Annotated in this window: 10 protein-coding genes; 2 read left to right on the top strand and 8 right to left on the bottom strand. The window is 70.1% G+C overall.

Going from position 1 to position 15257, the window contains the following annotated elements:
- Positions 1-308: 308 nt before the first annotated feature.
- The 6 genes from NQ706_RS03280 to NQ706_RS03255 all read right to left on the bottom strand — a co-directional run bounded on the left by NQ706_RS03280 (position 309) and on the right by NQ706_RS03255 (position 7973).
- The gene (locus tag NQ706_RS03280) at positions 309-1502 is read right to left on the bottom strand and encodes an alcohol dehydrogenase catalytic domain-containing protein (protein ID WP_038566875.1); all 1194 of its coding nucleotides are present in this window, start codon (positions 1500-1502) and stop codon (positions 309-311) included.
- Positions 1503-1888: 386 nt separating this feature from the next.
- The gene (locus tag NQ706_RS03275; protein ID WP_038566873.1) at positions 1889-2200 is read right to left on the bottom strand and encodes a hypothetical protein; all 312 of its coding nucleotides are present in this window, start codon (positions 2198-2200) and stop codon (positions 1889-1891) included.
- Between the two features lie 71 nt (positions 2201-2271).
- On the bottom strand, positions 2272-3213 hold the full coding sequence (locus NQ706_RS03270; RefSeq protein ID WP_038566871.1) for a 2-hydroxyacid dehydrogenase: 942 nt from the start codon (positions 3211-3213) through the stop codon (positions 2272-2274).
- A gap of 82 nt (positions 3214-3295) precedes the next feature.
- Positions 3296-3538 (bottom strand): hypothetical protein, encoded by a 243-nt coding sequence (locus NQ706_RS03265; RefSeq protein ID WP_281711687.1) that lies wholly within the window; start codon positions 3536-3538, stop codon positions 3296-3298.
- A gap of 201 nt (positions 3539-3739) precedes the next feature.
- The gene (ppc, locus tag NQ706_RS03260; RefSeq protein WP_038566867.1) at positions 3740-6637 is read right to left on the bottom strand and encodes a phosphoenolpyruvate carboxylase; all 2898 of its coding nucleotides are present in this window, start codon (positions 6635-6637) and stop codon (positions 3740-3742) included.
- Between the two features lie 169 nt (positions 6638-6806).
- Positions 6807-7973, bottom strand: a complete 1167-nt coding sequence (locus NQ706_RS03255; protein WP_038566865.1) for an MFS transporter — start codon at positions 7971-7973, stop codon at positions 6807-6809.
- 374 nt (positions 7974-8347) lie between these two features.
- Between NQ706_RS03255 and NQ706_RS03250 the strand changes: the two genes are divergently transcribed.
- Complete coding sequence (locus tag NQ706_RS03250; protein ID WP_038566863.1) at positions 8348-9394, top strand: peptidoglycan bridge formation glycyltransferase FemA/FemB family protein; 1047 nt, start codon at positions 8348-8350, stop codon at positions 9392-9394.
- 61 nt (positions 9395-9455) lie between these two features.
- Positions 9456-12182 carry an ATP-dependent helicase HrpB gene (gene hrpB, locus NQ706_RS03245; protein ID WP_404360380.1) on the top strand — a complete coding sequence of 909 codons (2727 nt, stop codon included), beginning with the start codon at positions 9456-9458 and terminating at the stop codon, positions 12180-12182.
- Positions 12183-12358: 176 nt separating this feature from the next.
- Here the strand turns inward: hrpB and NQ706_RS03240 are convergent, their stop codons facing one another.
- Positions 12359-12970 (bottom strand): antibiotic biosynthesis monooxygenase, encoded by a 612-nt coding sequence (locus tag NQ706_RS03240; protein WP_006945738.1) that lies wholly within the window; start codon positions 12968-12970, stop codon positions 12359-12361.
- Between the two features lie 94 nt (positions 12971-13064).
- A complete protein-coding gene (locus tag NQ706_RS03235) occupies positions 13065-15158 on the bottom strand; it encodes a thioredoxin domain-containing protein (RefSeq protein WP_038566859.1) in 2094 nt (697 codons plus the stop codon).
- Between the last annotated feature and the right edge of the window lie 99 nt (positions 15159-15257).

The following is a 15257-nucleotide window of genomic DNA, read 5'->3' as shown; positions in this document are numbered from 1 at the left end:
CGATGCTCGTCTGACCGAGCGTGAGCCGTGAGGTCAGACGAGCAGGCGCCGGGGGGGGGCCCCCCCCGGGGGGGGGGGGCCGCGGGGGGGGGGGGGGGGGGGGGGGGGGGGGGGGGGGGGGGCCCCCCGGGGGGGGGGCGGGGGGGGGGGGGGGGGGGGGGGGGGGGGGGGGGGGGGGGGGGGGGGGGGGGGCCCCCCCCCCCCCCCCGCCCCCCGGGGGGGGGGGGGGGGGGGGGGGGGGGGGGGGGGGGCGGCCCCCCCCCCCCGGGGGGGCCCCCCCCCCCCCCCACGTCAGGGGTGCAAGACGATCAGTGCTTGATCATCCCGTGCGGGTCGATGATGTACTTCTCGTCCGAACCCTCGTTGAACTTCACGTATGCGTCAGGGGCCTCGTCGAGGCTGATGACCTTGGTGTTGAGCATGTCGCTCAGGTAGGGCATGCGGTCCCACAGGATGGCCATCATGAGTTCACGGTTGTAGTGCATGATCGGCGCCTGGCCCGCAGAGATGCGGGGCGACTTGATCCACACCTTGCCGAAGTCGAGCGGGAAGGTGCCTTCCTTGCCTTCCTGCGTCGGCGCGAGCGGGTCGGGCCCGTAGACACCGATGACGCCCGTGGCGCCGCCGGCTCGGGTTGCGTCCATGACCTGGTTGATCGCGGCCTGCGGCATGAGCTTGTCCGCGTCGGAGCCGATGCCGTGAGCTTCGGATCCGACGTAGTCGACAGCGCTGTCGACCATCGGCTCACCGAGGATGGCCTCGATCTGGTCGGTCAGGGGCACGTCCTGGGACAGGTCGATGGTCTCGCAGCCGTTGCGCTTGACTAGGTCGAGTCGCTTCTGGTCGTAGTCGCCGACGATGATGCACGACGCACCGAGCAGGCGGGCCGCAGCAGCGCCGCAGCGTCCGACGGGGCCAGCGCCGGCGATGTACACGGTGGAGCCCGGCTTGGCGCCGGCTTCCATGAGACCGTGGAATGCGGTGGGGAGGATGTCCGACAGCAGCGCCAGGTCGCGGATCTTCTCCATGGCCTGGTCCTTGTCGGGGAAGCGCAGGAGCTGGAAGTCGGCGTAGGGCACGAACATGTACTCGGCCTGGCCGCCGTCCCAGTTACCCAGGTTGAAGCCGTAGGCGGCGCAGGAGGCGTCGGGGTTCGTCGTCTCGCACACCTCGGTGTGGCGGGCGCGGCAGTTGCGGCAGCGGCCGCAGGCGACGTTGAAGGGGACGGAGACGAGGTCGCCCTCGGACAGGAACTCGACGTCAGGGCCGACCTCGACGACCTGGCCAGTCATCTCGTGACCCATGAGCATGCCCTCGGGCACCGGGAACGAACCGCGGTAGATGTGCAGGTCGGACCCGCAGATGTTCGTTGCGACGATCTTGAGGATGACGCCGTGGGGGGCCTTCTGGCCGTTCGGCATCTCGAGCTTGGGGTAATCGACGGTGTCGACTCGCATGTCTTCGGTACCGTGGAACACCACGGCGCGGTTACCAGTTGCCATGTCTTTCACTCCTTCGACCGCCCCAGCTCGAAGCGGCCCGTCGAGGGGCCCGTGGATTACGGGTCTGGCTGTAGCTAACCAGAGTGCGGTTGTTTGTTCCAGCCCGATGCAACCGCGTCGGGGCGTCCATGTCGCGAGTTGAATCGCCCCGGGTTCGGTAGAGGCTGTCAGCCGGCGCAAGGATCGACAACATGGCAGCACCAGGGGCTGCCGAAGAGTCGATTGCACCCCAACTCGACCAGCGCGCCATCACACGCTGCTCAACCGATGTCGCGGGGCGCTGCTCGTCGCGCACGCCGACTGGTGGTCAGGGGGGTGAGGTTCGCGGCGAAGCGCGCCTTCGGCCCAGACGGAGCCAGATCCGTCCTGGCTGGCGGGCCGGAACGTTACGGCCTGTTCGCCAGCAACGTCCTCAACTGCGCCGCTGCCTCGTTCGCCGCCTGCTCGCTCATCTGCGACGGGTCCAACCCGATCAGCGGGCGAACCTGCAGCATGCAGTCCAGCCTCGCCTGCTGATTTGGGTCGTAGCTGACCTGCGGCAGGCCCTCCTCCTCGGCGATGTCCTCCGCCTCGTCTCGGCCTCGTCCACCATCGTTTTCTCCCACACGCTCGGAATCGGCACAAACGCCACCTGGCTCCAATCCGGGACCGGACTCGCGGGCGGCATCCGCAGTCTCGCCTGCCTCCGGCTCGCCCATTCCGAAAGGCCGAGGACGAGTCATGACGCTCGCCGCGAGGGTGGTCGTGGCGCAAGGGCCGTCATCGATCGTCAGTTGACGCGGGTGGGCAGCTCCTGGCCCGCACGGTGGGCGTCGATGTTCGCAAGGACGACGTCGGCCATCGCGCGGCGCGTCTCGTGCGTCGCGCTCGCGACGTGCGGGGTGATGACGACCGTGTCGAGGTCGCATAGCTCCTGCGGGATGCCTGGCTCGTCGGTGAACACGTCGAGCGCGGCGCCCGCGATCGCGTCATGCTGCAACGCCTCGATGAGCGCCTCCTGGTCGACGACGCTGCCCCGCGCAATATTGACGAGGTAGCCGTTTTCACCGAGGGCAGCGAGCACGTCGGCGTCGACGAGCGCCTTCGTCTGCGCGCCGCCAGGAGTCGCGACGACGAGGACGTCGGCCCATTCGGCCAGCGCCGCGGGGCTCTCCTCGTAGTCGTAGGCGACGTCCTTGCGCGAACGATTGTGGTACCTGATCTCGCAGCGGAACCCTTCGAATCGCGTCGCGATGGCCTGCCCGATGCGGCCGAGACCGAGGATGCCGACCTTCGCTCCGGTGACGCGCCGCTGCAGCGGGTACGGGCCGTCACTCTTCCAACGACCCTGTCGCGCATACCGATCCGAGGCGGAGATGGCGCGCATGACGTCGATCGTCAGGCCGATGGCGAGGTCGGCGACACAGTCGTCGAGGACGTCGGGGGTGTTCGTCACCGGGATGCCACGCGCGGTGGCCGCGTCGACGTCCGTCGCGTCATAGCCGACACCGAAGTTGGCGATGAGTTCGAGGTTCGGCAGCGCGTCGATGAGGCGCGCATCCGCTCCGACGCCCGCACTGCTGACGACGACGCGGATGTCGGCGGCGTGATCGTCGAGCATCGCGCGTCGGTCAGCGCCACCGTGTGGCCAGGTCAGGGCGCCGTCATCGACGAGCTGCTCGACGAGCGGCGGGTACAGCCCGCCGGCGCCCAGGATCAGTGTGTCGCTCATGCCCTCATCGTGGCATCCCGGTCACGCTCGAGCCGATGCGCCCCGCGACGCGCGCGGCACCACGGAGCGGGGCACCCAAGTCCTACGTGTCGGCCGCCAGCGTCTGGGAGACGAAGATCAAGGTGCGCTCCGGCAAGCTGTCCGGGCCTGACGGCATCACGGCCCTCTGCGGGCGGCCGGGCTCTTCGAGTTGCCCGTTCTTCCTTGGCATGCCGATGAGGCGGCGCGCGTCAGCAGCGAACTGCCCCACCGCGACCCGTTCGACGCGATGCTCGTCACCCAGGCAGCCCTCGAAGTCATGACCCTGGTGACAGCCGACCGCCATCTTCTCGGCACCTCGCTCTGCCGCACCCTCGACGTCTCGTGCTGAGGACGACCAAGCGAGCTTCTGGCGGAACCTGCGAGGTCAGCCCCCGCCCGCCACCCTGACCGCGATCAAGCGAGCCCGCTGGGCGAGCGCTGAGGAGTCAGCGTCAAAAATCATCGAACTCCGGGGGGCCGGGGAGCGCGCTCGCGCGCTGCCCGGTCACCCCGAGTTGCGCAGCGCTGTCGCCAGTCCGTTCATCGTGAGCAGGATGCCGCGTTTGAGTTGGGGGTCATCGTCGCCGGCGCGGTAGCGGCGCAGGAGTTCGACCTGCAGGTGGTTGAGGGGCTCGAGGTAGGGGAAGCGGTTGAAGACGGAACGTTTGAGAGCGGCGTTGTCCCACAGCAGGTCGTCGTGGCCGGTGATCTTCTCGTACATGGCGAGGGTGCGGGCGTGTTCGTCGCGGATCTTGTCGAACACGCGCGCTCGCAGGTCGGCGTCTTCGACGAGTTCGGCGTATTCGGCGGCGAGTCCAAGGTCGGATTTCGCCATGACCTGCGCCATGTTGGAGATGACGGAGCGGAAGAACGGCCAGCGTTCGACATAGCCGCGCAGCTGCGCGAGGCGCGCGTCGTCGTCACCGATCCAGCGTTCGAGGGCGGTGCCCGTGCCGTACCAGCCGGGCAGCATGACGCGGCACAGCGACCACGACATCACCCACGGGATGGCGCGCAGGTCGGCGATCGACGACGTCGGTTTGCGTGAGCTGGGGCGGGAGCCGATGTTGAGTTCGCCGATCTCGGCGACGGGCGTCGACGTCTTGAAGTAGTCGACGAATCCGTCGGTGCGGTGCACGAGGTCGCCGTACGCCTCGCGGGCGAGGGCGGCGATCTCGTCCATCGCGGCGTAGGCGTCTTCGACCTCGGATGGTTCGAGACCCTCGACGTCGAGCAGGGACGACTCGATCGTCGCGGAGACGAGTGCCTCGAGGTTGCGCGTGGCGAGCTTCGGTTCGGCGTACTTGGCGGCGATGATCTCGCCCTGTTCGGTGAGGCGCAGCGAGCCGCGCACGGCGCCCGGCGGTTGCGCGAGGATCGCGTCGTAGCTCGGGCCACCACCACGTCCGACGGTGCCGCCTCGGCCGTGGAACAGCCGCAGTCGGATGCCGGCTTCTTCGGCCACCTCGACGAGGTCGAGTTCGGCGCGGTACAGCGCCCAGTTGGCGGCCATGTAGCCGCCGTCCTTGTTCGAGTCGCTGTAGCCGAGCATGACCTCCTGCAGCCCTCCGCCCTTGCGTGCAGGTGAACCCGGGTGCATCTGCGCGCAGTGGGTGTCGGCGGGCGGCGCCTTCGAATCGACGAGGGCGCGGTAGGCGGGGACGGCGAGCGCCGCGCGCAGCGTCGTCGCGGAGACCTGCAGATCCTCGATCGTCTCGAACAGCGGCACGATGTTGACGCTGCAGCGCGGACCCTCTGGCGTCACCGTCAGCAGCCCGGCCTCCTTGAGCAGGACGGCCGTCTCGAGCATGTCGGACACGCTCGTGCACATCGAGATGACGTGGTTCGGCACGGCCTTCTCACCGAACGTCCTGACGGCGTGTGCGGCGGCCGCGGTGATCGCGAGTTCCTTCGTCGTCGTCTCGCTGAACGTCGCATTCGGCCCGGCGAGGGGACGGTTGTTCGCGAGCTCCGCGGTGAGCAGCTCGACGCGGGCGTCCTCGTCGAGCGCGGCGTAGTCGTCGCAGACGCCGGCCCAGGCGAACAGCTCCGCGATGGTCGCCTCGTGCGTCTCGGAGTTCTGGCGCAGGTCGAGGCCGTAGAGGTGAAAACCGAACGTGCGCACCGCTTCTCGCAGCGTGGCGAGTCGGTCGTCGGCGATCAGGTCGTCACTGGTGCTGCGCAGCGAGGCGTCGATGACGTCGAGGTCGGCGAGGAACTCCTCGGGCGTCGCATAGGCGACGTACGGGTCGTCAGCCTCACCGCCCTGCCCCGCGCCGACGGCGCCGGCCGGCCCAGCCGCGCCCGCCGCGCCGGGATCGCCCGCATCAGCCCCCACGACGACCCCATGCGTCTCCATGAGTCGGTCGTGCACGTACGACAACGCCTGACGGTAGGGCTCGTCGTCGCGGGCGTCGCCGGCGTCAGCTGCGTGCTGCGCGAGGGTCAGCAACTCGTCCGTGACGGGCGCCATGCGTCGGGAGAGCGACAGGCTCGTCTGCAGCTTGTCGAGCTCGTCGAGGTAGTGATCGAGCGCCGTCTCCGCGGCACGGCGTGTGGCGTAGGCGACGACGTCACCCGTGACGTTGGGGTTGCCGTCACGGTCGCCACCGATCCACGAACCAGCCTGCAGCACAGGCTCATCCGCGATTCCAGCGCCCGGGAGCAGGGCCGCGAACGCGTCACGCAACTCGGCGTTGAGCGTCGGCATCACCTCGAAGAACGCGGCGTCGTACCAGCGCAGGCCCGCGTCGATCTCGTCGGTGATCGTGATCTTGCTCAGCCGGATGAGTGCCGTCTGCCACAGCGTCAGCACCCACAGCTTGATCTGGCGCATGTTCTCCGCGTCCTCGCTCGGGTCGAGCTGCATGCGCGTGCGCTCCCGCATGAGGCGCTTGATGTGGCTCTGCGCCTCGAAGACGGTGCGGCGGCGCGTCTCCGTCGGGTGTGCCGTGATGACGGGAACGACGGTGGCGCCCGCCAGCCGCTCGGCGGCCGTGTCCCCGTCGATGTGGGCGCCGGCGAGCTTGCGGAAGGTCGCCGCGAGCGAGCCGTCCTGCGGGTCCTCCCCCGCCGCGACGTGAGCGGCGCGGCGACGCTCACGGTGCAGATCCTCCGCGATGTTCGCGAGCAACGCGAAGTGGCTGAACGCTCGGATGACGTGGAGGGCGTCGCGCGTCGACAGCCCCGTCAGCGTGCCGCCGAACGACGCGCGGTCGACCTCCTGACGACGGACCCCGAACGCCTTGACCCGGGCGTCCTCGACGAGGCCGAAGACGCGTTCACCCTCGTGCTCGCGGATGACGTCACCGAGCAACCCGCCGAGCAGACGGATGTCGTCGCGCAGCGGCTCGGTGGCCGAGCGGTCCGCGTCAGTGGTCGTGAAGTGCAGAAGTTCTGACATGTTCGCCAGTATGCCGAGGCGGGCCCCCGCGTTTCAGCGGCGTCCAGGCCGTGTCACACGCCCGAAACACGCTTGCGCCACGGCGTGTTCGAGCTCGGGGGATGCGGCGATGACCTGACGTGCACGAAATGGCGCGGCTGGGCCCTGCGTTGGCCGCGCGATGCAGCCCTCAGGCCGTGACGCGACGCCGGTACGCGAGCACCATGGCGGTCGCCGTCAGTGTGCCGACGATGGCGACGACGAACACGGTGTGGATGTTCGAGACGTCGAGGACGAACGCTCCGAGGGCGGCTCCGCCGGCGATCGCGAAGTTGAAGATGCCCGAATCGAGCGCTGCGGCGGGCTCGGCGTAGGGCCCGGCGCTCGTCAGTACCCAGTGCTGCAGCACGACGGCCATCGCGCCACCGAACAGTCCCCACACGCCCATCGCGGGGGCCGCGACGGCGGGGGTTCCCGAGAGCATGAGGCCCGCGATGCCGGCCGTCATGCCGCACGTGACGAGCAGCATCGCGAGCATCGGGCGACGTCGCATGATGGGCGCTGAGCCGACGTTGCCGAACAACCCGGTGATGCCCATGACGAGCAGCATCGCGCCGACACCCGCGGGGCTGACGTGCGCGAACTCCTGCAGCGCAGGGCTCGCGTAGGTGTACGCGCAGAACTGCGCGACGACGAGCACCGCCGTCACGAGCAGCGCGAGACGCACCGGGCCGATCGACCAGGCGCGGCGGTACCCGTCGGTCGTGAACTTCTCGTCGACGAGCACACTCGGCACGAGGAACCACAGCGCGACGGCAATGACGAAGCAGAACGCGGCGAGCGCGTAGAACGCGACGTGCCACGTCCACGTCGTGCCGAGCCACGTGCCGATCGGCACGCCGAGGATCGTCGCTCCCGACGCCCCCGCGAACGCGACGGTGGTCGCGAGCGCCGCGCGTTCGTGCGCGACGATGCGGGAGGCGACGATGGCGATGAGCGCCCAGAACACGCCGATGCCGAGCCCGGCGCACAAACGCGCGACGAGGTAGACGGCGACGTTCGTGGCCATCCCGGACGCCGTGGTCGCGGCCGCGACGACGAGCAGTGCCGTGAAGAGCACGACGCGACGATCGAGGGTGCCGATGGCGAGTGACGTCGACAATCCCATGACACCGGCGACGGCGCCGGCCAGCGTCACGCCGAGGCCTACGGCTCCTTCGGAGGCGCCCAGGTCGTCGCTGATCAGGGTGAGGACGCCGATCGGCAGCTCCTCGACCGTCACCATCGCGAAGATGCCGAGGGCGAGCACGACCACCCCCGGCCACCCTGACGCCCGCAGACCCCTGTGCTCGTTCATCGCCCTCCTTCGACAAGATGGCCGCCCCACAGGATCGGGGGCGGCAGATGAATTCCCAGTTTCTCAGACCTGGCGCTCTTGGCGAATCGCTGCACATCTGGGCGTCAACACCCGCCCCATCTGCGATTCCTGTACCCATCCGCGATTTTCGTCCACATCTGCGATCCAGCGACCCAACGGCGATTCACGGACACATGTGACCGAGAAGCGTCGTTGGGTAGGGGCTGATCGGGACCCAGGTGTCGCGCTCGCCGCCCGGCCCGCTCCGCGCGGTGTCGGCGACGTGCCCGACGTCGAGGACGGCGATGCTTGACGCGCGGGGTCGATGCGTCACGATGGAGGGGAACATCCATTCCCGAGACGTAGGACGCACCGTGACGGCGCCATCAGCCTCCTCCACCACATCAGCCCCCGACGGCTGGAACGCCTCTGTCGCCGCGAACCCCGACGGCGGCGCATTCTTCCAGCTCGCGGAGTTCGCCGAGATCAAGGCCGACGCCGGGTGGAGGCCCCGCTTCGTCGACGCGGGCGGGGTCGCCGTCATGGTGCTCGAGCGGATCGTCCCGCCGCTGGGGCGGCTGTGGTACGTGCCGCAGGGCCCCGGGCTGGCGGAGGGCAGCGACCCGTCGGGCGTGCTGACGGCGCTGGCCGCGCAGGCGAAGAAGCGCCTCGTCTTCGCGATCAAGTTCGAGCCGCAGCTCGTCGATTCACCCGAGAACCGGGCGGCGCTCGAGGCCGCGGGCGCTCACCGCACGACCGACGTCCAGCCCACGTTCTCGACGGTGTGGCTCGACATCCGGCCCGACGCCGAGACCCTGCTCAAGGGCTTCGACTCGAAGGCGCGCTACAACATCCGCCGCGCCGTCAAGGACGGCGTGACGACCGCCGAGGTGCCGATCGACGACGCCTCGTGCCGCACGTTCTACGACCTGTTCGTCAAGACGGCCGAAGGGCGTTTCGTCATACGCCCCTACGAGTACTACCGCACGTTCTGGCAGACGTACGCGCGCGACGGCCGCGGCGCCTTCTTCTTCGCCTACTACGAGGGTGAGGTCATCTCGGCAGACTTCGTCATGATCAACGGCCACCTCGCGAGCCGCAAGGACGCGGCGTCGGTGCCCGTCAAGAAGGTGCGCGGCGCCGCGGCGCTGCTCGTGCTCGACACGATCAAGGCGCTCAAGGAGCGCGGCGTCACCGACTACGACCTGTGCGGCGCCCCGCCCTCGGATCGCGCCAAGGACGAGACGCACCCGCTCTACGGCGTCGGACAGTTCAAGACGGGGTTCAACAAGGAGATCACCGACTACGTCGGCACCTGGCTGCTGCCCGTGATGCCGCTGCAGGCGAAGGCGTGGGAGGCCGGCGTCGAGAAGGCTGTGCGCAAGGCCCACTTCGTCGTGAAGAAGACGCCGTACTTCTGATCGGCGCCCGCGCATCCTGCGATTCGGGGCGAGATGCCGCGCGGGGCGAGAATAGGCCACGATGAATGCCCCCTTCGACCTCGACGCCATCGGACGCGGGCTGCCCTTCGCGACGGCCACCGCTGAGTTGACGCGCGCTCTCGACGCGGGCGCGTGCGTCGTCCAGGCCCCGCCCGGCACGGGCAAGACGACGCTCGCGCCGCCGCTCGTCGCGAACTGGCTCGCTGAGCGAGGCGACGCATGGCGCGACGTCGACACCGCAGCGGCCCGTGGAGCGATGCCCGGCCGAGCGGGCCGCGTCATCGTCACCCAGCCGCGCCGCGTCGCCGTACGCGCTGCCGCACGCCGTCTGGCACAGCTGACGGGGACGCGTCTCGGTGACATCGTCGGCTACGCAGTGCGCGGCGAATCCCGTTCGAGCGCAGCGACACTCGTCGAGTTCGTCACGCCCGGTCTGCTCGATCGGCGCCTGCTCGCCGACCCCGAACTGACGGGCGTCGGCGCCGTCATCCTCGACGAGGTGCATGAGCGCCCGATCGAATCCGACGTCGCGTTCGGCCTGCTCGCCGACGTACGCGCGCTGCGTGACGATCTCGTCGTCGTCGCGATGTCAGCGACGCTCGACGCACCGCGTTTCGCCGATCTCCTCGCCGCGACCACCACGTCGGGTGACGCGCCCCTCGTCGATTGCCCGTCCGCGCTGCACCCGCTCGACGTGCGATGGGCGCCGTTCGACTCGCCCCGCCTCGACGCGCGCGGCGTCACCCGGGCCTTCCTCGAGCACGTCGCGCGCACCACGACCCGCGCGCTGGATGATGCCGACACTCATGTCGGCGGGCGTGGCACTGCCGCAGCGACGGACGCCGTCGCCAACTTGGCCGGCTTGCGGGGCTGCGACGCGCTCGTCTTCCTCCCGGGTGCGCGCGAGGTGTCGATCGTCGCCGAGCAGGTGCGGCAACTGCGCCCCGAACTCGACGTGCTCGAACTGCACGGGCGCATCGACGCCGCCGAGCAGGATCGCGCGACGGCCGGTCGCGGACCCGGCGAACCGCGCCGCGTCGTCGTCTCCACCGCCCTCGCGGAGTCGTCACTGACGGTGCCCGGCGTGCGCCTCGTCGTCGACGCCGGGCTCTCGCGCGAACCTCGACGCGACGTCGCGCGCGGCATGAACGGCCTTGTCACCGTGGCGTGTTCGCGCGCCAGCGCGGTGCAGCGTGCCGGCCGTGCGGCCCGTCTCGGGCCCGGCATGGCGGTGCGTTGCTACGACGAGCAGACGTTCGCGCGCATGCCCGAGCATGTCACGCCCGAGATGGCGACGAGCGACCTCACCGACGTCGCCCTGACGTTCGCGGCGTGGGGCACGCCGGGCGGCACCGGGCTTTCCCTGCCGACGCAACCACCTGCGCCCGCCCTGCGCGAGGCGACGCACACCCTCGTCGGCCTGGGCGCGCTCGACGCTGACGGTCGCATCACCGCCCTCGGCAGGACGCTCGTCGAGGTACCCGCCGACCCGCGGCTCGCCCGCGCCTTGCTCGTCGCGGCCGAGCGAATCGGCGCCCGATCGGCCGCGGAGTACGTCGCTGCACTCGCCGACGACGTCCGCTCGAGGGACGCCGACCTCGACCACGCGATCGCCGAGCTGCAGGGGCCGGCCCGTTCGCGGTGGGTGCGCGAGAGCGAACGCCTCACACGCGTCGTCGCGGCCGGCTCGAACGACGCCGGCGCCACCCCGGACCCCGGGTGGGCGCCCGGACACGCCGCGGCATCTCGACGGGCTCGCTCCGTGGACGCCGAGACCGAGAGCGACGCCGGTCTCGTCATCGCTCTTGCGTATCCGGAACGCGTGGCGCATCGCGTCGCCGAGGGCGTCTACCTCACGGCGTCGGGAACCCGTGCGGGGCTAGACGATTCACCGTTGACCGAGTGTGAGTGGTTGGCTGTCGCGGACGTCGCGCGTTCCGATGGTCGCGCCGCGCGTGGGACGGGCGCCGTCATCCGGTTGGCGGCCCCGATCACTCGACCGATCGCGGAGGACGCAGCGTCGCACCTGCTCGTCGACGAGGTGCGCGCGACGTGGGACGCGACCTCCGGCAAGATCGTGGGGCGGCGCGTCAAGGCGCTCGGCGCGATCGAGTTCTCGGCGACACCAACGTCCCCGACGCCGGAAGTGGCGCGACGAGCCGTCGCGAATGCTCTTGCAGCGCAGAGGCTTTCGTTGCTGACATGGAGCGATGCTGCAGCGGCGCTGCGACGTCGTCTGGCTTTCCTGCACCACCACCTCGCCGACCCGTGGCCCGCGATGGACGACGACACACTGCTCGCCCGACTCGACGAATGGCTCGCCCCGGAGCTCGACCGCCTCGCCCGTGGGGGGAAGCTCGCCTCCATCGACCTGACGGAACCGCTGCGTCGCCTGCTGCCCTGGCCCGAGGCGACACGTCTCGACGAGTTGGCACCCGAGCGGCTGCGTGTGCCCAGCGGCTCCAGCGTGCGCATCACCTACCCACCTCTCGACGAACCGGGCGGCCCGCCCATCGTCGCAGTGAAACTGCAGGAGTGCTTCGGGCTGACGCAGACCCCGCGCCTCGCCGACGGGCGCGCACCTGTGCTGTTCCACCTGCTGTCGCCTGCGCAGCGACCCGTCGCCGTCACCGACGACCTCGCCTCGTTCTGGGCCGGGCCCTACGCGGGCGTGCGCGCCGACATGCGCGGCCGCTACCCGAAGCATCCGTGGCCCGAGGACCCTCTCACACACGTCGCGACGGCGAAGACGAAGAACCGCCTCTGACGCCCGGCGGCACTTCGGAGGCACAATCCTGCATGGCCGAGTTGCAGTCCCCCAACTCCCAACTCGAGGGGCACAATCCTGCATGGCTGAGTTGCAGTCCGCAACTCACCGGCCGACAGCCTCAACCCGCCTGGCGACGCCGCAGCTCTGACGTCCGCGTCACGCCGGCGCAGCCGTCACTCCTCGTGCAGCCACTCGTCGAGCACGCGGGTGGCGAACGGCAGCATGATGTAGGTCATGAGCGGCGTGAGGATCGACGTCTGGATCAGCGTGCGCAACACGACGTGCAGGCTCGCGATGTGCGGCTGCAGCAGGTAGGCGGCAAGCACCGACATCGGGAAGAACACCGCCCAGATCATCGTGGCCTGCTTCCACCGCGGCGGCGCGAGACGACGGCCGGGCGCGGGCGCTTCGCCGGGCAGGACGACGTCACTGCTGTGCGACGGCTCGTCGAACCATCCCTCGATGCCGACGCGCTTCTCGCCGCGGGTGTGCTGCACGATGTCCGCACCGAACGACAACCACCAGGCGCGCTCGGGGCTGCGATCCCACGCGTCGAGGCACGCCTGATTGCGGAAACGACACAGCATGTGCCATTCCTGCGAGTTGCTCGACGAGCGCACCCACCCGGTGCCGAGGAAGCCCTCGAACTTCTCCGCCATCGCCATGCCGGCATGCACCCAGGCCAGCACCTGAGTCTCGTTGTCGGTGCTCATGTGGCGCGTGAACGACACCGTCACGGGCGCCTCGTCAGGCGCGGTCGGCGCGGCAGCGACAGCATTCGTCATACCCGTCATCGTCGGGCATGCACGGCGCAGACAACGAACCGAACCGGTGTCACATGCGTCACGCCGACGACGCTCGCCGCCCGCGCGGCGCACCTCAGATGTTCATCTCGTCCGCCCTCGTCACGGGGGCATCGCACACGAAACCCCGGCATACGTACGCCGTCGTCTGGCCGTCGACCGCAGGGCGATCTGCCAGCAACGGCACCCCGCCGGCGTCGGCAGCGCCACGAACACGCACCAACCCCGGACCCGTCGAACGCCAGGCGCGCAGCCACATCTCATCCGCCTCGGCCGCATCAAGCGGCCCATCGCCGGACCCCGCAGCCGCACCCCCATCCGCAGGGTCGACGACGGCGACCTGCACCGGCCCCGCAGCGAGCGCCTCCGCCGCAGCGAGCGCCCAGCCGGCGAACCGCGGGTTCGACGCCATCACACCCACGAGGCCGGACAGGCAGGCAAGAGCTCGCACGCGGTAATCGCCGTGCCCCGTCAGAGCGAACGCCATGACGTACGCCGAGGCGAGCGACGACGCGCCGCACGGTTCGGCGTTGTCGCCGTCGGAGCGCGGCCTGATGAAGAGCTGCGACGCGTCCGACCCCGTGTCGTACACGGTGTCGCCGTCGAAGAACAGGCGCGCCGCGTCGTCGAGCAGACCGATCGCCACCTCGGCATGGCGCGTCTCGCCATTCGCCTGATGCAGCACCAGCAGCCCCTCGGCGAGGTTGCCGTAGTCATCGGCGCAGGCGAGCGCCTCGCTCACCCGGCCTTTGAGCGACGCCCGCCGCAACCGGCCGTCGACGACGTGGGTCGCGAGCACGACGTCAGCCGCCTCCCGCGCCGCCGCCACCCACGAGGGTTGTTCAAGGATCATCCCGGCCTCGGCGAGCGCGGCGATGGCGAGGCCGTTCCATGACGTGACGACCTTGTCGTCACGGGCCGGCTGCGGGCGCTCGGCCCGCACCGAGCGCAGCCTGGCCCGAACGTCTGACCACCACGCGTCCGGGGAGCGCTCACCCAGCACCTCGGGCGAGAAAAGCTCGGCGGGGTCACGACGCAGCTGCAGGGTCGAGCGGCCGTCTTCGAACGTGCCGTGAAGGGTGACGCCGAGAAGCTCAGCGGCGCGCGCGCCGTCGCTGCGGCCCAGCACCTCGACGAGCTCTTCCGCGTTCCATACGTAGGTGAGGCCTTCGACGCCGTCGGTGTCAGCATCGAGCGCGGAGGCAAACGCCCCCTCACTGGTGCCGAGGCGCCGCATGATGAAGTCGGCCGTCTCGTAGGTCACGCGACGCGCCCAGTCGTCGCCGGTCGCGCGCCACAGATGCGCGTACACCCGCAGCAGTTGCGCGTTGTCGTACAGCATCTTCTCGAAGTGCGGCACGACCCAGTCGGCGTCGACGCTGTAGCGCGCGAACCCTCCGTCGAGCTGGTCGTACATGCCACCGCGCGCCATCGCCTCGCCCGTGCGGCGAGCCATCGCGAGGGCGTCCGCGTCGCCCGTGCGGGCGTGGTGACGCAGCAGGTGCTCGAGCGTCATCGACGGCGGGAACTTGGGCGCGCCACCGAAGCCGCCCCGGCTGTCGTCGAACTGGCGACGCAGGCCGACGACGGCACGCGTCAGATCGACCCCCACGAGCTGTCGCTCAGCCCGATCGCCCTGCCCGAGCAGGTCATCTCCCCCAGGCCCCAAACCCGTCGCGTCGGCACGCGAGCGCGTCTGCATCGCCTCGACGATGGAACGCGCTGCTCCCTCGACGCGCGCCCGATCGTCACGCCACAACTCACCGATCGAGTGCAGCAGCGACGAGAACTGCTCACGCGGGAAGTAGGTTCCGGCGTAGAAGGGCTCACCGTCCGGCGTCAGCAACACCGTCATCGGCCAGCCGCCGTGCCCGGTGAGCGCCTGCGTGACGTTCATGTAGACGGCGTCGACGTCGGGGCGCTCCTCACGATCGACCTTGACGGCGACGAACCCCTTGGCGAGCTGCGCCGCAATGGCTGCGTCCTCGAACGACTCGTGCGCCATGACGTGGCACCAGTGGCACGCCGCGTAGCCAACGGACAGCAGCACGGGCACGTCACGATGTCGCGCCTCGGCGAACGCCTCGTCTCCCCATTCGTGCCAGTCGACGGGGTTGTCGGCGTGCTGACGCAGGTAGGGGCTCAGCGAGGCAGCGAGTCGGTTGGCCATGACCCCAAGCTAGGACCCGACACCGACAACCGCGTCATCCCAAGGGATTCAGCATGCAGAGCGCCCCCGTCACGATCATCACGTGAAGGGGGCGCACAT

It is taken from the genome of Dermacoccus sp. BD5, from assembly GCF_044878485.1.
In the GTDB taxonomy this organism is placed as follows: Bacteria; Actinomycetota; Actinomycetes; order Actinomycetales; family Dermatophilaceae; genus Dermacoccus; species Dermacoccus nishinomiyaensis.
Note: the sequence above shows the minus strand (reverse complement) of the source record. Positions and strands in the feature narration are given on the sequence as shown.